The sequence below is a fragment of the Hymenobacter sp. BT559 genome (genome assembly GCF_016427535.1).
GTDB lineage: Bacteria > Bacteroidota > Bacteroidia > Cytophagales > Hymenobacteraceae > Hymenobacter.
In genome coordinates this window covers 858,679-878,512 of the sequence record NZ_JAELXV010000003.1, presented here as the reverse complement: position 1 = coordinate 878,512, position 19,834 = coordinate 858,679, and the positions used below count along the sequence as shown (strand labels likewise).

15 protein-coding genes are annotated in these 19,834 nt (G+C 58.3%); 7 read left to right on the top strand and 8 right to left on the bottom strand.

Translation table 11 applies throughout. The features are described from left to right. Positions 1-116: 116 nt before the first annotated feature. Positions 117-1,229: a PA14 domain-containing protein gene (locus JAO77_RS14425; RefSeq protein ID WP_198991037.1), complete on the bottom strand. Its 1,113-nt coding sequence runs from the start codon at positions 1,227-1,229 to the stop codon at positions 117-119. A 743-nt stretch (positions 1,230-1,972) separates the two neighbouring features. On the opposite strand from JAO77_RS14425, the gene JAO77_RS14420 reads away from it, so the two are divergent. After that, a complete protein-coding gene (locus JAO77_RS14420; RefSeq protein ID WP_198991036.1) occupies positions 1,973-2,806 on the top strand; it encodes an oxidoreductase in 834 nt (277 codons plus the stop codon). A 117-nt stretch (positions 2,807-2,923) separates the two neighbouring features. Here the strand turns inward: JAO77_RS14420 and JAO77_RS14415 are convergent, their stop codons facing one another. From JAO77_RS14415 to JAO77_RS14390, 6 genes are all read right to left on the bottom strand, one after another. Then, entirely contained in the window at positions 2,924-4,381 is a 1,458-nt protein-coding gene (locus JAO77_RS14415; RefSeq protein WP_235998416.1) for a hypothetical protein, read from the bottom strand. A 132-nt stretch (positions 4,382-4,513) separates the two neighbouring features. Continuing rightward, positions 4,514-5,845 carry a dicarboxylate/amino acid:cation symporter gene (locus JAO77_RS14410; RefSeq protein WP_198991035.1) on the bottom strand — a complete coding sequence of 444 codons (1,332 nt, stop codon included), beginning with the start codon at positions 5,843-5,845 and terminating at the stop codon, positions 4,514-4,516. Between the two features lie 134 nt (positions 5,846-5,979). Further along, the gene (pckA, locus tag JAO77_RS14405) at positions 5,980-7,605 is read right to left on the bottom strand and encodes a phosphoenolpyruvate carboxykinase (ATP) (protein WP_198991034.1); all 1,626 of its coding nucleotides are present in this window, start codon (positions 7,603-7,605) and stop codon (positions 5,980-5,982) included. 95 nt (positions 7,606-7,700) lie between these two features. After that, positions 7,701-9,029, bottom strand: a complete 1,329-nt coding sequence (locus tag JAO77_RS14400) for an MFS transporter (RefSeq protein ID WP_198991033.1) — start codon at positions 9,027-9,029, stop codon at positions 7,701-7,703. Between the two features lie 180 nt (positions 9,030-9,209). Then, positions 9,210-10,481, bottom strand: coding sequence for a sensor histidine kinase (locus tag JAO77_RS24555; RefSeq protein WP_198991032.1), 1,272 nt, complete (start codon positions 10,479-10,481; stop codon positions 9,210-9,212). Next, positions 10,481-11,161, bottom strand: coding sequence for a response regulator transcription factor (locus JAO77_RS14390; RefSeq protein ID WP_198991031.1), 681 nt, complete (start codon positions 11,159-11,161; stop codon positions 10,481-10,483). The genes JAO77_RS24555 and JAO77_RS14390 overlap by 1 nt, the downstream gene beginning before the upstream one ends. 114 nt (positions 11,162-11,275) lie before the next feature. Between JAO77_RS14390 and JAO77_RS14385 the strand changes: the two genes are divergently transcribed. Then, positions 11,276-12,127 (top strand): FRG domain-containing protein, encoded by an 852-nt coding sequence (locus tag JAO77_RS14385; protein ID WP_198991030.1) that lies wholly within the window; start codon positions 11,276-11,278, stop codon positions 12,125-12,127. 83 nt (positions 12,128-12,210) lie between these two features. Here the strand turns inward: JAO77_RS14385 and JAO77_RS14380 are convergent, their stop codons facing one another. Then, on the bottom strand, positions 12,211-12,363 hold the full coding sequence (locus JAO77_RS14380; RefSeq protein WP_198991029.1) for a hypothetical protein: 153 nt from the start codon (positions 12,361-12,363) through the stop codon (positions 12,211-12,213). A gap of 196 nt (positions 12,364-12,559) precedes the next feature. Here JAO77_RS14380 and guaB point away from each other — a divergent pair, with 196 nt between their 5' ends. The 5 genes from guaB to JAO77_RS14355 all read left to right on the top strand — a co-directional run bounded on the left by guaB (position 12,560) and on the right by JAO77_RS14355 (position 19,704). Next, on the top strand, positions 12,560-14,038 hold the full coding sequence (gene guaB, locus JAO77_RS14375; protein WP_198991028.1) for an IMP dehydrogenase: 1,479 nt from the start codon (positions 12,560-12,562) through the stop codon (positions 14,036-14,038). Between the two features lie 132 nt (positions 14,039-14,170). Further along, entirely contained in the window at positions 14,171-16,279 is a 2,109-nt protein-coding gene (locus tag JAO77_RS14370) for a PP2C family protein-serine/threonine phosphatase (protein WP_198991027.1), read from the top strand. A 21-nt stretch (positions 16,280-16,300) separates the two neighbouring features. Further along, positions 16,301-16,630, top strand: coding sequence for an STAS domain-containing protein (locus JAO77_RS14365; protein WP_198991026.1), 330 nt, complete (start codon positions 16,301-16,303; stop codon positions 16,628-16,630). Between the two features lie 89 nt (positions 16,631-16,719). Next, a complete protein-coding gene (locus tag JAO77_RS14360) occupies positions 16,720-17,136 on the top strand; it encodes an ATP-binding protein (protein WP_198991025.1) in 417 nt (138 codons plus the stop codon). A gap of 192 nt (positions 17,137-17,328) precedes the next feature. Next, positions 17,329-19,704: a peptidylprolyl isomerase gene (locus tag JAO77_RS14355; RefSeq protein ID WP_198991024.1), complete on the top strand. Its 2,376-nt coding sequence runs from the start codon at positions 17,329-17,331 to the stop codon at positions 19,702-19,704. Positions 19,705-19,834: the final 130 nt, after the last annotated feature.

Genomic DNA, 19,834 nt, shown 5'->3' with positions numbered 1-19,834 from the left:
AGAATTTCCTTTCTCAACCGCTCTATTTCGGCGCCTAGGTGCCAAAAAACCCCGCTGCCCTGAACACAGGGCAGCGGGGTTTTGCAGAATTGAGGCTTAGGGGTATCAGATAAGTTCTAAATCCCCAGCGATATTTTGCGGCTGAAAGTGCCGGCGTTAGTAGTCAGCTTTAGCATATAAATGCCGGTTGCCATGTCGGGCTCTATCATCTGGCGTGCGCCATTAGTTAGCGATATTTCTTTCTCATATACTTGGCGGCCGCTCATATCGAGCAGCCTGAGTTGGGCCGTACCCACGTTGCCTGGCTGCACATCGAGGTAAAAGGTACCGTTGTTGGGCACGGGGTAGATGCTAACGGTTAGCTCGATAGGCTTTATTTCGACTGCTTTGATAGGCGAGTACACTGGCTCGCGGTCGCTGCGCAGTTGCTGCAGGCGGTAATAGGTCCAGCCAATGGCGGGCTGTGGGTCGATGGCGCTATAGCTCCGGGCCTTCACGGTGGTGGCCCCACCGGGCCGGCGCAGCAGGTCGGTAAAAGTCTTGCCATCCCTCGACTTCTGAATTACAAACTCGGTGCAGTTCTCTTCGGCAGCGGTTTCCCAGTTCAGCGCTACTTGCAGGTTGTCCGCCACAGCCTCAAAGTTCAGGAGCGTGGGCAAAATGGCTGCCGTCATTTGGTTATATAGCACCCCGTTGGGCACCAGCTGCTTGGGCATGTCGGGGCCGCTGTATTGCAGCACCAAGCCCTGGCTGCCGCCGTGCTCGCCATAATCGACGCGCAGCGTATGCAGGCCCGCCGTGAGCGTGCAGGTGCCACTCATTTCGCGGTACGGAAAGGAGTCGCCTTTATTGAAAGCTACCGGCTGCGGGTGGTTATCGAGCCAGAGGTAAGCCGCATCATCCGAGCCCAGGTAAAACGTGTAGCTACCGGCTGTGGTCACATAGAGCTGCCCCCGAAACTGAGCGCTAAACTCGTCGGGCCGGTTGGGCGAGTAATAAGTAGCCACGTTTCCGACGCGGAAATTATCATCTTCGGCCTCCTCAAAGTTTAGCTGCTCTACCGGGCGGTTGCGAATGACCGGGGTATTGGCCGTGAAGAAGCTGACCTGGTCGTAGAAATAGCCCCGGTAGTAATCGGCCGCCAGCCCCGGCGAGCCTATCACCGGTGGCAGTGACTGCGCCCGCGCCGTAGACGCCAGCAGCATGCAGATGCCCAGCACGATGGCCATACAAGGCCTAAATCGACTAGCGCCACATGAGGGCCAGAAATGGCCGCAAAGAGTGTAAAGAAATAGCATGGCGAGGATAAGTGGAATCATAGATTATTGCCTTCAGACGTAAGAAAAAAAAATTTGTTTTTCTTAAAAAAGCAAAGTTCTTTCTTCTCTCCGCAATATTCAATCCGATTTAGCCCATTACCTTATAAATAATTTTTGGCCTTTACCTAGACTACCTAGATAGACCACAGAATTGCTACAGCTTTTAATCAGTGCCCTTCTTCATCACTGCTTTAAAAAGGTCAATTAGTGAGCACGCTATACGCTTTATGCCTGTGCTTTAGCACCTACTCAGCTACCAAATTCTCGCTACGTAAGCAAACTAACTTATAAGTAGATATGTGTTATTTAGAATTAGAGAAAGTATTGTAAACACTAGCAAGATGCTATCGCATCTACTTGCTTAATACAATTCCTTACTAATCCTTTAATATTCACTACGCGTGGGCTAATTATTGCTAAACCGGGTTTGCTTTTTTTGCCAACTTCTTATGAGTCGCCACCTCTTTTTAGGGAAGCGACGCGAGTTATGAGGCATCTTTTCTGATTTTTTGGCAGTGCACCGCTACTCAGCAGTTCAAGCCGCTGCCTAGCACGCTGGACCGGGCCGGGCCACCTAGGGCGCCTGGGGCGCAGCCAAACATTCTAGGCATGCCATCCGTCTTAGCCACGTTCTTTTCTTTAAGCTAAGCAGCATGACTAAAAACTGGTTTATCACCGGCGTAAGCACCGGCTTTGGTAAGCACCTGGCCGAGTTAGCCTTGGCCCAGGGCGATAAAGTGGCCGCCACCTTCCGCAAGCAGGAGCAGGCCGACGAGTTCTCCGCAAAAGCCGGCGCCAACGGCAAAGGCCTGGTGGCCGACGTAGCCGACGAGGCCGCCGTGAAACAGGCCGTAGCTGATGCCATTGCGGCACTGGGCCACATCGATGTGGTGGTTAACAATGCCGGCTACGGCTCGATGGGCCCCATTGAGGAAGTGCCGGATTCGGAAGTGCAGCGGCAGTTCGACATCAATGTATTTGGGCCGCTGCGGGTGCTGCGGGCGGTACTGCCGCACCTGCGCGAGCGCAAAAGCGGCCACATTCTCAACATCACCAGCATTGGCGGGCTGCGCGCTTTTCCGGGCGTGGGCATCTACAACGGCTCTAAGTTTGCGCTGGAAGGCATCGGCGAGAGCCTGGCTCAGCAGGTGGCGCCCCTAGGTATCCACGTGACTAATGTGGAGCCCAGTGGCTTCCGCACCGACTGGGCGGGCCGCTCGGCCACGTTTACCGAGCCGGCCATTGAGGACTACCGCCCCACGGCCGGCAAGAACATGGCCGACATTCAGGGGTACAGCGGGCAGCAGCCCGGCGACCCCAAGCGCGCCGCGCAAGCCATGTTTGACCTAGTGCGCATGGATAACCCGCCGCTGCACCTACCCCTAGGTAAGGCCGCCGTGAAGGGTGCGCTCGACAAATTTGCTACCATTACCAAAGAAGTAGAGCAGTACGCCCACATCGGCAACGGCGCCGATTTCCCGAGCTAGCGCATAGGTTCCTTTTTTTGTCTCAAACACACAAAACCCCGGTCTACCAGACTGGGGTTTTGTCTTGTTGGGCCTCTCCTAGCCTACGCACCCTCGTGCGTTTTCAATCTTCGCAGGTTATAAAATCACCTGGAGTTGCGTCGTGATTTCGGGCCGGTATTTTACGTCGTTCACATTGGTGAAATCGGGCCTAGCGCGGTAGTTGAGCGTGATTTTGGCTTGGTGGCCGTCGAGCAGCACGTTCACGCCACCGTCGAAGACATGGACATCCCGCGTAGTGCCCTCGCTCGTGCGCAAGCCTTCGTAACGGCCGTGGATGTAGTCGGCATAAGGCTGCAGGCGCACCTTAGGGCCAAGCAGCTTTTTGGGCAGCAAGAAGCCGGTTTGGATAGTTTGGGCGGTACCGGTGCCGAGCAGGGGCATGGCGTTGCCGCGCAGCGTGGCCGTGCCAGTACCGGGGTTCATGGTGCCGCCGTAGCGCACAAAGTTGGACCCCATGTTGTAGCGATAGGCGGCAGCATATAGCGTGAAGGCCGTTTGCTGAGCCGTGTCCACGGGCGTGTCGTAGAAGAGGTCGGCCGCAATAGTGCTGGTATTTTGCTTCTCGTAAGGAATGGTCCAGACGTTGGTGGGCAATGTGGTGGGGTTGGCCACGGTGCGCGTGTACATGCCGTCTTTGTAGAATAAGAAGCCCGCGCCGAGGTTGAGCACCCGCCTCGCCCCTAGGTAGCACCCCACCTGGAAGGGCACAAGGTTGGCTTCTTTATCCAAAAACTCCCAGTCGAAATAGCCCTGGTACACCATGCCGCGGGCACGCGGGTTGAACTGGGCCACGCCCGTGGTGAGGGTGGCTGGCGTGCTGCTAAGGTTGCTGCGGAAGGCATCGTTAACCGACAGCTTGTAGTCAAAGCTCTTGACCCGGCCACGCACGTACATTCCTAGGCCACGCCCGGTCTGGTCGATGGCGTCGATGACGGGCCACTGCGTGCCCGGCACGTCGAGCGTGAGCAGCGAAAAGGCCGCGAAGCTGGTCTGGCGCGAAATACCATTGACGTAGTGCAGGCCGCCGCCAAAGTTGAGGTACTTATTAATCTTGTACTCTACTAGCGCGTCGTGCAAGAAGAAGAACGGCTTCTTGCCAGGGCCAGTCGCCTCGCCGGGCGCACCACCCGAAATGGTGGTTTGCACATTGATACCTAACTGCGTAATAATAAGAAACCGCGGATTGAGTTGTGCGACCAGTAGCACACGCGAGCGCCGGATGCCAAAGTCTACCTGGTCGTAGGCTAGCTCTTCGGTGGCGTTAGTAGTGTTGCTATTATTCTCGGTATAACGCGCCCAAAACTGATGGGCCGTCATCACGCGCACGTATTTCGAGCCGTCGGGCGAGAGGTTGATTTTCATGCCGCCCGCGTAGGGCGCCGACTTGGCAGGGGCTGGGGCGGGCTTGGGTAACTGTACTGGGGCCGGGTCGGGGGCCTTGCCCGTAGAAGGTGGCACCACTACCTGGGCCTGGGCCGTAGCACCTAGCAGCAATAAGCTCGCAGCCAGCAGGCGGCCGTAAAAAGCACTCATTATCAAGAGCGTAAAATGGGTGGGGATGGAAGAAAAAGAGCAAGGCGTGGCCTGCTTTCGACCTAGGCCGAAAAAAGACAATACCCAACTGTGATAATGCTGGTGTGAGAAACACTCACCCCGGCGAGGAACCTAGTGCCGCGCTATTTCCACGAGCGGCAGTTCGGCCACTGGCTCGGCGGCACGTGCCTCCGGTACCGAGTTGCCTTGCAAGGCTAGTTGGTAGCGAGCCTCGTCAAACTCGCCCTCGCTCTTGGCAATGACCAGCGTCGCCACGCCGTTGCCGATAACGTTGGTAATGGCGCGGGCCTCGCTCATGAAGCGGTCGACGCCCAGCAGCAGGGCTACGCTCTCGACCGGAATAACCTTGGTGGCCGCCAGCGTAGAAGCCAATACGATGAAGCCCGAGCCGGTAACGCCCGCCGCACCCTTGCTCGTAACTATCAGAATAGCAATGAGCGTGAGCTGCTGCGTGAAGGAAAGCGGGATATTAAAAGCCTGCGCTAGGAAAATCACCGCGATGGACAGGTAGATGCTCGTGCCATCGAGGTTGAAGGAGTAGCCCGTGGGAATAACCAACCCGGCCACCGAGCGCGAGCACCCTAGGCGCTCCATCTTGTCTATCATGCGCGGCAGCGCCGACTCCGACGACGATGTGCCAAGCACCAGCAGGATTTCTTCCTTTATAAAGCGCAAATAGGGACCTAGGCGCAGCTTATAGTAGCGCAAGATGAGATTGAGCACTACGAAGATGAAGAGGAACATCGTCGTGTACACGACCAGCATAAGCTTGCCTAGCGGCAGCAGCGTGGCAATACCATACTTGCCAATAGTGAAAGCCATGCCGCCAAACGCGCCCAGCGGGGCCAACTTCATCACGATGGCCAGCACCCCAAACATGGCGTGCGATAGCCGGTCGAAGGTCTTTACCAATGGCTGAGCAACCTGGCCCATACGATTGAGCGCCAGACCAAAAAGCACCGCAAATAGCAGCACTTGCAAAATGTCGCCCTTCGCAAAGGCCTCGACTACGTTGCTAGGCACAATGTGGGTGAAGAACTCAACCCAGTTCATCTCGCCCGCTTTCTCGGTGAATTTGGCGGCTTCCTCGGCTTTCTTGCTGTCGTGCAGCACGGCCTGGGCGGTGGCCTGCACGCCCGCGCCAGGCTGCGTCAGGTTGGCTACTCCAATGCCAATGGCCAGGGCTAGCGTCGTCACTATTTCGAAGTAAAGGAGAGCCTTGCCGCCCACGCGGCCCACTTTCTTCATGCTGCCCATGCCCGCAATACCGAGCACAACAGTCAGGAAAATGATGGGGGCAATCAACATCTTGATGAGGTTGATAAACGTGTCGGCCACTGGTTTGAGGGCCGCGCCGAACTTGGGAAACAATGCGCCCACCACCACCCCTAGGGCAATGGCCGTGAGCACCTGCACGGTAAGGTTAGAATACCAGCGTTTCATATTTAAAGCAAAGAGAAGAGGGTGGGAATGTAGCGGTAGTAAGGCTAAGACATGGCCCAGTGAAGCTTATTGAAGACCACGCCCTACCAAGCAAGAAGCCTTAAGACAACTGCCGAATAAGGGCAGCTAGCGACCTAGGCGGGCTGCTCGGCAGCAACCTTTGGTGCACCAGCCAAGATGTCGGCGCTGGCATAATCAGCGTACTTCTGGAAATTGTCTACGAATTTCTGAGCTAGGTCGGCGGCCGTAGTGTCATAGGCAGCGGCATCGGCCCAGGTTTGGCGCGGGTCGAGCAGGTGGGTGGGCACGCCGGGCACGGCGGCCGGCACCAGCACCCCAAACACTGGGTGCGCGTGGAAATCGACCTCGTCGAGTTGGCCAGTGAGAGCGGCCGTAATCATGGCGCGGGTGTAGCTCAGTTTCATGCGCGAGCCGGTGCCATAGCTGCCGCCCGTCCAGCCGGTGTTTACCAGCCACACGCTCACCTCGGGGTGCTCGTCCATCTTCTGGCCTAGCATCTCGGCGTAGCGGGTGGGGTGCAAAGGCAAGAACACCTGGCCAAAGCAAGCTGAAAACGTAGTTTGCGGTTCGGTAATGCCCATCTCAGTGCCGGCTACTTTGGCCGTGTAGCCGCTCATGAAGTGGTACATGGCGTGGCTCTTATCGAGCTTGCTGATGGGGGGCAGCACGCCAAACGCATCGGCAGTAAGAAAGAAAATGTGCTTGGGCGCGGCGCCCACTGAGGGCTCCACCGCATTGGCGATGTACCCTAGGGGATAGGCCGTACGGGTATTTTCGGTGACGCTGGTGTTAGCATAATCCACGGAGCGGGTGCCGGGCACGAAGCGCGTATTCTCGACAATAGAGCCAAACTTAATGGCCTGCCAGATTTCGGGCTCCTTCTCCTGGCTCAGGTCGATAACCTTCGCGTAGCAGCCGCCCTCGAAGTTGAAGATGCCGGCCGCGGGTGTCCAACCATGCTCGTCGTCGCCAATGAGGCCACGGTTAGGGTCGGCCGACAAAGTGGTTTTGCCAGTGCCCGATAGACCGAAGAAAATGGCCGTGTCACCGTCGGCACCCACGTTGGCCGAGCAGTGCATGGGCAGCGTGTCCTGCTCGTGGGGCAGCAGGTAATTCAGCACCCCAAAGATGCCCTTTTTCATTTCGCCCGCATAAGCCGTGCCTCCAATGAGAATCAGCTTCTTGGTGAAGTTGAGGATAGCAAAATTGGCTTGCCGGGTGCCGTCCACGGCTGGGTCGGCCTCAAAACCAGGCGCGCAGATAATACTGAAATCGGCCGCCCAGCTAGTATCGGCGCCTGCCTTGGGACGCAGAAACAGGTTGTAGGCAAACAGGTTGTGCCAAGCTAGCTCATTCACCACACGCAGTTTGAGCTGGTAATCGGGGTTGGCCCCAGCGTAGCCTTCGCGCACATACAGGGTCTTGTCGGCTAGGTAAGCCACCATTTTCTGGTGCAGCTGGTCAAACTTGTCAGCGTCGAAGGGAATGTTTACCTCGCCCCACCACACGCTATTCGCCGTGTTTTCGTCGCGCACCACAAACCGGTCCTTAGGCGAGCGGCCGGTAAACTTACCCGTATCGGCCATGAGCGCACCGGTGTCAGTGAGCACGGCTTCGCCGCGGCACAGCGCAGCTTCGACCAGGGCGGCGGGCGGCAGGTTTAGGCATACCTCGCTGGCTTGGCTAATACCTAGCGGCTGAAGACGTTGCAGCGCATCGGCGGTGAGGGTAGTGCTCATATAAGTGGGGTGGGAAAGGGTAATACAACTGTAGAAGCCATCGCCAGCACAGCGAAGCTTATCTTGCTTAAATCCAGCAGGAGAATGACGACCGCCTAGGGCCTTGCTGCCTGACCAAACGGCCGGGTAGGCCGGGTTTCGGCCATCGTAAAGAAGAGCAGGAGCGAGATGCCAATGCAGCCTGCGATGTAGTAGTAGAAATAGGCCTCGTGGCCCGCGCCCTTGCACCACAGGGCGATGTACTCGGCCGTGCCGCCAAACACGGCTACCGTGAGCGCGTGCGGCAACCCGATACCTAGGGCCCGGATTTCAACCGGAAACAGCTCGGCCTTCACCACGGCATTAATGCCGCTATAGCCGCTCACGATAGTGAGCGCCACGAGCAGCAGCCCCAGCGCTGCCCACGGGCTGCTGGTATGGCTGAGCGCCATGAGCAGGGGCACCGTGCCCAAGGCCCCAAACACCCCGAAAAACAGCAGCAGCGGCCGCCGCCCAATGCGGTCGGACAGCGCCCCAAACACCGGCTGTAGGGCCGCAAACCCCAGCAACGATAGAAAGCAGACATTGGCCGCGGCCGACTTGCTCATGTGCGTGGTGTTCACCAAAAACTTGGGCATGTAGGCCGTGAAGGTGTAAAACGCCAGTGTGCCGCCCATGGTGAGCCCCACCACCGTGAGCACGGCACGCGGGTGTTGCCGCAGTACGCGTAGGCTGCCGCGCAGCTCTTCGGGCGTGTGCCGCTGCGCTTCAAAGTCGTTGGTTTCGTCGAGATTACTGCGCAGCAGCAGCGCTACCACTGATAAGGCCGCACCAATGGCAAACGGAATGCGCCACCCCCAGGCCAGCAACTGTGCCTCGCTGAGCAGCCACTTCTGTAGCACCAGCTGGATACCTAGGGCCAGCAATTGCGCCACAATCAGGGTTAGGTATAAGAAACTGGAATAAAAGCCTCGGCGCTGCGGCGTCGCCATCTCGGCCAAGTACGTGGCTGATACGCCATACTCGCCGCCCACGCTCAGGCCTTGCAGCAGCCGAGCCGTAAGCAGCATTACCGGAGCTACGAGGCCCACGGTTTGGTAGGTGGGCGTGAGGGCAATGAGCAACGAGCCCAGCGACATGAGCAGTACCGACAACGTCATCGACTGCTTGCGGCCAACTTTGTCGGCTATGCGCCCAAACATCCAGCCCCCAATAGGCCGCATCAGGAACCCTAGGGCGAAAATACCAGCCGTGTGTAAGAGCTGCGCGGTGGCATCGTCGGAAGGAAAAAATGAGCCCGAGAAATACAGCGAGAACGACGAGAACACGTACCAATCATACCACTCTACTAGGTTACCTACCGACCCACTCAGGATAGCCCGCAGCCGACGATTGGAAATATTTTCCGGCCGGGCGGGCTCTGCGTTAGCAGAGGGGGCAAGCAAAACGGGCGAGAGCAGTTGAGCCACCGAAGTGTGAGAATTGGGAAGCGCGAGAGTGGGATGCCTTGCCAGAGTAAGTATTCACTCACCCTAAAAGACGATACAAAGGAGAAACCCAATTTTATAGAAATTTCAAATAAACCTTATGATTTACTTGAAATTTCATGCGCCTTCTCCTGTCTTCTATTCCGCTAGCGACCCAAAAACTACGCGCAAGCGGTGCCACCCCTTCGCATACTCGTAGCTGACCTGGTGTCCGTATAATTCGCCGATGCGCCTAACAATGGCCAGCCCAATTCCGATAGAATCAAGAGCCGCATTGCCCTTCTTGAAGCGCCCAAATAGCTCTTCAACCGGGGCCGTTGGCGCGAGGCCCGTGTTGGCTAGCAGTAGCTCGGTGGCTGACAGCTCTACCCGCACCTCGCCACCTGGCAGATTGTGTCTGATGGCATTGCTGAAGAGGTTATTAAGCAGCAATTGCGCTAGCGATTCATCAAAGGGCACGCGCACCCCAGCCGCCACGTGCTGGCTAGTGGTCAGGCCTTTCATCTCAGCGAGGTCGGCAAAGGCAGCTTCGGTGGCCGGCACCATCTGGCTGAGGTCGGCGAGGTCACTGGGGCGCGACTCGTAATGTTCGAGCTTGGCCAGCAGCGTGAGGGCTTGGTTGATTTTGGCGAGGCGCTCTAGCTCGTCGTGCATGGCAGCCAATGTGCGCAGCTGCTTTTCGGCCAGCTCATCTGCATCCATCAGCAATTCTATCTTGGCCTTGATGCTAGCAATGGGCGTTTGCAGCTCGTGCGAGGCATTTTCCGAAAACTCTTGTAAGCCCTGGTAGTCGCGCTGAGCGCGGGCCGTCATGCGCACCAAAAAGCTGTTGAGTTCCTCAAACTCGGCAGTACGGGTAGTAGGCAAGTCAATAGGTGTTTTCTGACCGAGCTTAAACTGCTGAATGCCCCGCAGCGTGGCATTGAAGGGCCGCAGAATACGCCAGGAAATCAACTCGCTTAGTATCACCACCAAGGCTAGTAGAAATATGAACGTCCAGGCAAAAACCAATATCAAGCCTGTGAGGTACACGTCGCTCGGCTCGACCACCGAAGCCCGGCTAGTGATAGCGTAGCGCGATGCTCCGATGAGTGGATAAGTAGTAAGGCGTACCACTACCACCCGCGCTTGCAGGGCCGGGTCCCACTCTGGGCGCACCAGCACCGTGCGCGGCCTACCTAGGGTATCGGGCAGCAGTTGAATGCGCACATTAGGGCGCCTGAACTCGCCACCAGCGTCGCGGCTGCGGAGCAGGTGGGTGGCCACTACCTCGTTTAGGTGCTCGAGCCGGCCGATGGTAGCCTGCGTGACGCTGCGCGACAAGGCTGCATACACGATAGCAAACCCGATGCTGAGCACGAAAAACGTGATAACCGCGTAGGCGATGGTGTAGCGATAGTTGAGCTTCACTACTCGGGCGCATTTAGCTTATATCCAAACCCATACACTGTGCTAATGTAGTCTTGGCCGCCCGCATCGGTTATTTTTTTGCGCAGGTTCTTGACGTGCTGATACACAAAATCCACGCTATCTAGGTTGTCGGTGTAGTCGCCCCAGAGGTGCGCCGCAATGGCCTGGCGCGTCAGCATTCGGCCCTTATTGTTGATAAAGTAGAGCAGCAAGTTGGTTTCCTTGCGCGTGAGATTCAGCAGCTTGCCGCCCACACGGCACTCCAGCGACTCTAGGTCGGCGGTAATATCGCGAAACGTGATGATGTTGTTTTTGTGCGGGCTGCGGCGGCGCATAATAGCCTTGATGCGCGCATGCAGCTCGGGCAGCGGAAACGGCTTCGTGATATAGTCATCGGCACCCTCGCTGAGACCAGTGAGCTTAAAGTCGAGCGCGTTTTGGGCCGAGATAATAACAACGCTGCTTTCTACACCTTCCTTGCGCAGTAGCTTTAATAGGTTGATACCGTTGCCATCGGGCAGCATGATATCAAGCAACACACAGTCGTAGCTAAACAGCGCCAGCTTTTCGCGCGCCTCGTCGAAGGTGCTCGCCACCTCGCAGATGTAGTGCTCCTGCACGAGGTAGCTGGCAATGCTCCGCGCCAGTTCAGCGTGGTCTTCAACGAGCAAAATTTTCATGGTGGGTGGGGCAGAAGCTTAGTGCTTCAAAAATACGCCGAACCTACCGCCGCGCCTATGGCAGTAAGCTGCGCGCTAGCCTATAGAGCAAGTCCGTGCTTTTACCTTAGCCCTATGCCCGCACCTCCCTCCTACTCCGCCAACGATTTTGAAGCCCAGAGCTGGCAGCACCTGCAAGACCTGGTTTTTCGCGATACCTGGGATGCGCGCCTCGGTCGCTACCGCTCACCATTTGTGTATCGCGGCATGCGCAGCTTTGGCTACACGCTCAGCACCAGCTTGCAGCGCCTAGGTGGTAATTACCACGAGCTAGAGCACCACCTGCTGCGCAACTTCCGCAAATACGCCCGTGACACCACGACGCCGCCTAACGCCACCGTTTGGGACTGGCTAGCCCTGGCCCAGCACCACGGCCTGCCCACGCGCTTGCTCGACTGGACCTACTCGCCCTACGTGGCGCTGCACTTCGCCACCGACGACCTGCACGCTTACCACCAAGACGGTATTATTTGGGCACTCAACTACGTGAAGGCTGCCGACCAGCTGCCCCCTGCCCTGCAAGGTGTGCTGGCCCGCGAGGGCTCCAACGTATTCACCTCCGAGCTGCTGTCGCCCGCCGCGCCTTCGCTGCCCGCCTTGCAAGACCTGCAGGAAGAGCCGTTCGTGCTCTTCCTAGAGCCGCCCTCCCTCGACACGCGCATCGTGCACCAGTACGCGCTGTTTTCGTGCATGAGCACCCCACAGGCCGTGCTGCACCACTGGCTGGCCGAGCGGCCCGAGCTTTTCTTTCGCATCCGTATTCCGGCCCGCCTCAAGTGGGAAGTGCGCGACAAGCTCGACCAAGCCAACATCACCGAGCGTGTGCTTATGCCCGGGCTAGGAGGCCTCAGCCGCTGGCTGCACCGCCACTACTCGTCGGCGCAGGGCCGGCCGATTACGGGTGAAGGCGCTGAACTGCCCGGCTAGCACTACTCCCAACGCAAAGCGCCGCTGCCTAGGTAGGCAGCGGCGCTTTACATTAAGCTAAGGTTATTTTATTGACCTAGGAATTAGTGGCGGCCGTAGCCGTAGCCATACCCCCGGTCGTGGTGGCCGTGGCCATGGCCGCGGTCGTAGCCCCGGCGGCCGTAGCCGCGGCCTCGGTCATGGTCGTGCACTACGCACGAGCTGAGCGTGATACTTCCAAGTATTAAGAGGGGCAAAGCCCGACGAAGAAAGAGCGACAACATAGCAGTAAGTCTGTTTAAAGAAGATTGAAGAAAATCGAGAACGTATATACCTAAACGAAGACCGTGCCAGAAAGATAAATACTTAGCCTAGGCACTTATTGGGTAGGTCAGTGCCCGCTGGCGTATATTTGTCTGGCAATACGGTTTTCCTGCTAAACCCCCTGTTGCTATGGCCGACCCCGCCACCCCCAAAATCGCCTTCGAGGCCCTGACCTACGACGACGTACTGCTGCTACCCGCTTATTCGGAGGTATTACCTCGCGACTGCGACCCCAGCACCCAGCTCACCCCCCGCATCCGGCTGCACCTGCCCCTCATCTCAGCCGCGATGGACACCGTGACCGAGGCCGACATGGCCATTGCCCTGGCTCAGGAAGGCGGCCTAGGTATCATTCACAAGAACATGAGCGTAAAGGCCCAGGCCAACCAGGTGCGCCGCGTCAAGCGTTCCGAGTCGGCCCTCATCCAAGACCCCTTCACCCTGCCGCCCACCGCTACCTTGGCCGATGCGCGCAGCCTCATGCGCCAGCACAACATCGGGGGCATTCCGATTATTGAGGATGACCGCCGCCTAGTGGGCATCATCACTAGCCGCGACCTGCGCTTCGAGAAAGACTTCTCAGCCCCGGTTTCGACTATTATGGTGCCGCTGGCGCGCTTGGTGGCCGCCCCGGCGGGCATTGACCAGCGCGCAGCCGAGGACATGCTGCAAGACAAAAAGGTAGATAAGCTGCCGCTCGTGGATGAGCAGGGCCGCCTCACCGGCCTGATGACCTACAAGGACATTCGCAAGCGCCGCCGGGCCCCACACGCTAGCAAAGACCACCTAGGGCGCCTGCGCGTGGGTGCCGCCGTGGGCGTCACCGCCGACCTGCTACAGCGCGTGGCCGCCTTGCACGAAGCGGGCGTCGACCTCATCAGCGTTGACACTGCCCACGGCCACAGCAAGGGTGTGCTCGATGCGGTGCGCCTCATCAAGAAAGAATACCCGAACCTAGACGTGATGGCCGGCAACGTAGCAACCGCCGCCGGGGCCCGCGCCCTGGCCGATGCCGGCGCCGATGTCGTGAAGGTGGGTGTGGGCCCCGGCTCCATCTGCACCACCCGCATTATTGCGGGCATTGGCGTGCCGCAGCTATCGGCCGTAATGGAAGCCGCCCGCGGCCTAGAGGGTACCGGCATCTCGCTGGTGGCCGACGGTGGCATCAAGTTCTCGGGTGATATCGTGAAGGCCCTCGCGGGCGGCGCAGCCGCCGTGATGGTAGGTTCGCTGCTGGCCGGCACCGAGGAGGCCCCCGGCGACCTCATCATTTACGAAGGCCGCAAGTACAAGAGCTACCGTGGCATGGGCTCGGTCGAGGCCATGGAAGACGGCTCGAAGGACCGGTACTTCCAGGATGCGGAAGACGATGTGAAGAAGCTGGTGCCCGAGGGCATCGTGGGCCGCGTGCCTTTCAAGGGCGATGTTAATGAAGTGCTGTACCAGCTGGCCGGGGGCCTGCGGGCCGGCATGGGCTACGTAGGCGCGGCCAACCTGCCGGCGCTGCAGGCAGCCCAGTTTGTACGCATCACGGGGGCAGGCCTGCGCGAAAGCCACCCGCACGATGTGCAGATTACTCGCGAAGCGCCGAACTACTCGAGTCGCTAGTACCAACGGCGGCGGCTTGCCTTAGGGCGGGCCGCTGCTAGTGGTATTGGCCTAAGTTGTATTTTTGCTTTTCCAACGGCCAGCGGAGAATAGCGGGGTACTAGCGCCGATGGGGTTACCTTCACGCTTCTTATGCCCAAAATACGCCCTTCTGCTTGGTTCCTGATAGCCGCTGGCCTGTGCTGGCTTCTTCTGCTACTCAGCACCCTAAGCCGCGGGCAACCTATTCCGGGCCTAGCTGCCGACTGGCCGCGCTGGCTGCTGCTGGTGGCGCAAGGTGGCTTTGCAGCCTGCGTATTTCTCTATATGCGGGTGCAGCCAGACGCGCTGGTTGGTCAGAACTTTATCGGGCTGTTGCGGGCCCTGTTTCGCCGGGGGCTGGCCCTCAGTGTGGCTCTAGTAGTGCTCATTGGCATCGACCGCTCGGCGGCGACGCACGCGCTACCCCTACCTGGCAATGTCACAACGGCGGTAGTCTATACCATTGCGCTGGCGCTGTTTATCGTCTTTTTGGCGCAGGTGCTTTATGCCTGGCGGTCGCTCGTCAATTTTCGGGGTGGGGCTAAGCTGCGGCGCGAGTGGATGGTATTTGAGCTTACCCTAGGGCTAGCCCTGCTCATGCAGCTGCTGGTGTGGCAAATGTCGCCGAGCCTGCGCCTAGGGGTAGGTATTGGGCTGGGGCTGTTTGGAGTGTACCTGAGCGGGCATCAGCGCTGGGTAGCGTACCTCAATAGTTCGCAGAAGTGGCAAGCCATTTTACTACAGTTGGGTATTCTGGGCTTTACGCTGCTGTTTTTGTTTTACCTGCGCAATGCCCAGGCCGACCCCGTGCTGCTGGCGCCCGCCACGCAGCTCTCCTTTTTGGTACTGAGCTCGTTTTTTGCTAGTTTCTACGCCATTGCGGGTCTGCTCATTACGCTATTCAACCTGCCCATTGCCGAGGTTTTTGAGCAGCGGCGGGCCGAGATTCTGGGCCTACAGCACCTGAGCCAGATTATTCAGCGCGGCCAGTCGGCCCCCGAAATCTACCAGATGCTGTTCAACTCGGCTATTCAAACTATCAAGGCGAATGCAGCCGTTTTGATGCCCGAGCGCCAACCCGGCGAACTGGCCAAGTCGCCACTTACGCCGCTGCGCTATCAGTTTCCTACCGATGACCTTGAGCTAATAGCTTCGCTGCTGACCCCGTTGCCCGGCACGCCGCGCGTAGTTGAGCTGATTGACAATAGCCTAGAGCGCTCCAAGCGCCTAGAGGGCTCAGCCATGCCCTACGGGTCTATGGCAGTGCTGCCACTGCAAAGTGCCTCGCATAACTACGGCACGCTGCTGCTGCTGCACAAAGAGCCGCACGCCTTCGACTCGGAGGTGCTGAGCATTCTGCACACCTTCACGGCCCAGACGGTACTTAGTCTCGAAAACCTGCAACTTGCGCAAGAGTCGCTCAACAACCAGCGCACGCAGGATGAGTTGCGCATTGCGGCACTGGTGCAAGAGCGCCTCATTCCGAAGCGCCTGCCCACCGACGACTGGTTTGAAATTAGTACCTACGCCCAGGCGGCCAAGGAGGTAGGCGGCGACTTCTACGACTTCCTGCACCTGCCGGGCCAGAAGCTGGCGGTGCTCATCGGCGACGTTTCGGGCAAGGGCGTCACGGCGGCTTTCCACACCGCCCAGATGAAAGGCATCTTCCATGCCTTGATGCAGGCCAACCCGCTGGCCAAGAAAGAGCGCGACCGCTACCCCGACCCTCACCGCTTTATGGTGCAGGCCAACGAAGCCCTCACGCACTGCCTAGAGCGCTCGTCTTTCATTACGGCCGCCTTTTACCTCATTGACTACCAGGCGGGTGGCTTCAGCTTTGCGCGCGCCGGGCACTGCCACACGCTCTACTACCACTCTATCAAGGAGGAAGTCAGCTATTTCCGCACGGAGGGGCTGGGCCTAGGTATCATCCGCGACGTGGCCTACGAAAAACACGTCAAGACGCAGTTCTGGGATTACAACCCTGGCGACGTCATGGTTATCTATACCGATGGCATTGTGGAGGCGCGCGATGGCGACGGCAATGAATACGGGGAGGAGCGCCTGCGCCAAATGCTGGAAACGTGCTTCTACCAGTCGGCCGAGGAAATCAACGAGCACCTGCGCCACGACGTGCAGGAATTTAGCCGTGGCCAGCCCCTACACGACGACCAGACCCTGCTCGTCATCAAGTTTAAAGCGGCCCAACCCCACACCTAACCCTACGTATGGGGCACTATTATGAAAGTAACGACGCACACCTCCACCGACACCCTCACCCTCGTTCTTGACGGTGAGCTAGATGCTTCTTCTGCTGTTGTGCTCGATGCCGAGCTCAACAAGCCGGAGATACTAAACTACCGCAAGGTACTCGTTGACTGCCAGCGCCTGAGCTACATCTCTTCGGCGGGCCTAGGGGTCTTTATCTCGCACCTGCAGCGCTTGCAAGACTCCGACGTGAAACTAGTGTTTTTCAACATGCAGGAGAAGGTATTCAACGTATTTGAGATTCTCGGTCTCGATTCGCTGATGCATATTGTCCCCACTGAGCAGGAAGCTCAAGCCGCCTGAAAAATTATGGATTAAAAATTGTGAATACTGAATCTGCTACCCGCTTTTCCACCTCACAATTTTTAATCTATAGTTCATCCTTATCTCTCATGACCAGCCACCTTCGCATTGCTTGTTCGCGCCAAAACCTCCAGCAGGTGCGCGACTTCGTGCGCGGTTTTCTTATGGCTGGCCATCGCAGTGAGGTAATTGTCAACCAGGTAGTATTGGCCGTAGACGAGGTAGTTGCCAATTTTATCATCCACGCCAATGGGGAGGATGCCAGTCAGTTTCTGGATTTGATGTTGGCCCTCACCGAGCACCGCCTCGACATCGAAATCGAAGACCAGGGCCATACCATCTTTATTCCTTCCTCGGTGGCGCCCAACCCCGATATGCGCGAATACATTCGGCAGGGGCGCAAAGGGGGGATGGGGATGGCCCTGGTATCGCGCATCATGGACCAGGTAGAGTTTTTTGAGCGTAATGCCCACACCGTCTGCCACCTGAGCAAAAAACTCGGCTAGCTTCAGCAGCGGCCACCTAGGTGGGGAGAATAAGGGAAGAGGAAAATCTTTCCCTTATTCTCCCCATTTTTTATTCGGTTCTTCGCTTCAGCCTATCCCCGCTTTTTTCTTCGTAAAATTGCACCAGCATTGTGTCCATTGCGTTGGGAGCAAACTTCTGACCTTATTGGGCTGATTCCGCTTACTCTTTCTATGCATTTACGCCTTCCGTTGGCCGGTGCTGCTGCCGCCACGCTGTTGCAGCTGGCTGCTTGCCAGACCAGCAAACCTACCGCTGCTGCGACTACGGCACTCACCAGCCCCACCGCTGCCCCCCAGAGCAGCGGCCCTGCCATCGAAACGCTTGGCACGTACCAGGTGCCAGCCAGCGAGTTTGGGTACGTTTATAAGAAAAATAACGGAACCGCGCCCGACTTCGGCACCCGCCAGAGCGTGACCGATTACCTCACGCTCTATACCAATTTCCGGCTGAAGGTGCTGGATGCGGAAAAGCGCGGCCTCGATACCACGCAGGCCTTTCGCCGCGAGCTCGATGGCTACCGCCAGCAGCTAGCTCAGCCCTATCTCACCGAAAAGGGCGTGACCGACCAACTGGTGCGCGAGGCGTATAGCCGCATGAGCCAGGAGGTAAATGCCTCGCACATTCTCATTCGGGTTGCGCCCGATGCCAGCCCCGCCGACACGGCTATCGCGCATCAAAAAATCACGTCTCTGCGCCAACGCGTTACGAGTGGTGGCGAAGACTTCAGCACTGTAGCGAGCAGCACCAGCGAAGACCCGTCGGCCAAGGAGAACGGCGGCAAGCTTGGCTACTTCACGGCCATGCAAATGGTGTATCCGTTTGAAACGGCTGCCTACCTGACGCCGGTGGGCCAAGTGAGCCAGCCCATTCGCACGCGCTTTGGCTACCACATCATCAGGGTCAACGACCGCCGGGCGGCCCAGGGCGAAATAAAGGTGGCGCACCTCATGGTGCGCGTGACGCCGCAAGCACCTAGGACCGACTCGACTATTGCCCACAAGAAAATAAACGAGCTTTACGGCCGCCTACGCAAGGGCGAGAACTGGAACAAGCTTGTGGCGCAGTTTTCGGAAGATGCGGGCTCGGCGGCCAATGGCGGCGAGCTGCCGCCTTTCGGCACGGGTCGCATGATTCCAGCCTTTGAGGAAGTAGCGTTTAAGCTGCAGAAACCTGGCGATATTTCGGCTCCGGTGCAAACGCCTTACGGCTGGCACGTTATCAAACTGCTCGAAAAGCAGCCGGTGCCCTCCTTCGCAGTGCTAGAGCCCACACTTAAGAGCAAAGTAGCCAAGGACTCGCGCTCGGAGCTCAACCGCACGGCCTTTCTGAAGCGCATTCGCCAGGAAGACCAGTTTGTGGAGATTCCAGCGGCGAAGGCGCTGGCTTTTGCACAGGCCGATACCGCTTTGGTAAAAGGGCGCTTCAAGTTCAACCCCGCGACTATGACGGCCAGCGGCGCCAAGGCCTCGAAAAGCACGGTGAAAGCGGGCGGTGACAAGCTCCCGCTGTTTACCATCAAGGGCAAGCCATACTTGGTGAGCGACTTCCTCACCTACGTGCAGCAAAACCAGCGCCCGCGCCCCACGGCGCAGCCGGCCTTTGCCATGCAGCAGCTCTACGACCAATACGTAGACCAGAGCCTGACCGAGTTTGAGAAGAACAGCCTCGATACCAAGTACGAAGACTACCGCATGCTCGTGAAAGAGTACCGCGATGGTATTCTGCTGTTTCAGCTCATGGATGAGAAAGTGTGGAGCAAGGCCATTGAAGACACGGCCGGGCTACGCAAGTTCTTCCTGGCTAACCAAGCCAACTACCAGTTCGGGCAGCGGGCGCGGGGCACGGTTATCTCGGCTGCTACGCCTAAGCTGCTGGCCCGCGCCCAGCGCGAGCTGGCGGCCCGCCGCTACCCCGTAGCTGGGCGGGCTGGCACGGCGCTGGTGCACTTCCGGCCCGGCACCGCCACCCTAGGTAGCGCTAACGGCACCGCAGTACTCAGCGACCTGGCCAAGCGCATGGACCAGGACACGGCCCTTACGGCCACAGTAGCGGGCCACATCAAGCGCGGCGAGAGCCCGGCCCTGGCCCGCCAGCGCGCCGCGGCCGCTATCGATTACCTCGTGAAGACTGGCAAAGTAGAGCGCCGCCGCCTAGCCGTAGCGCCTGCTGCAGTTGCTACCACCGATGGTGACACGCGCCTTGCGCTGCACAGCAGCGCTACGAATGTATTGGAAGCCAGCCTAAACGCCCAGAACCCGCTGGCCGTGCAAATTCAGCAGCGCACGTTCCAGAAGGGTGATAACAAGGTGATGGACGACTACCTCACGCGCCCAGCCGGCACCTACACTGCACAGCGCGATGGCCGCTATTACGCCATCGTGGTGAAACAGTCGCTACCTGCCGGGCCCAAGGCCCTGAGCGACGCCCGCGGCCAAGCCACCAGCGACTACCAGAACTACCTCGAAAAGCAGTGGATTGAGCAGCTTCGCCAGCAGTACCCTGTGCAAGTCAATGAGGCCGAGGTAAACAAACTGGTTACTAAATAAAAGCTTTGTTCTGCCGTTTGGTTTCTGCTTAATTTCAAGAACGAAACGGATTTTCTTACCGCTCACTCGCGTTACGGCCGCACGCCCGGCAACCATTTGTCCCTTCCGTGGCTCTTTAGTTTATGCAACT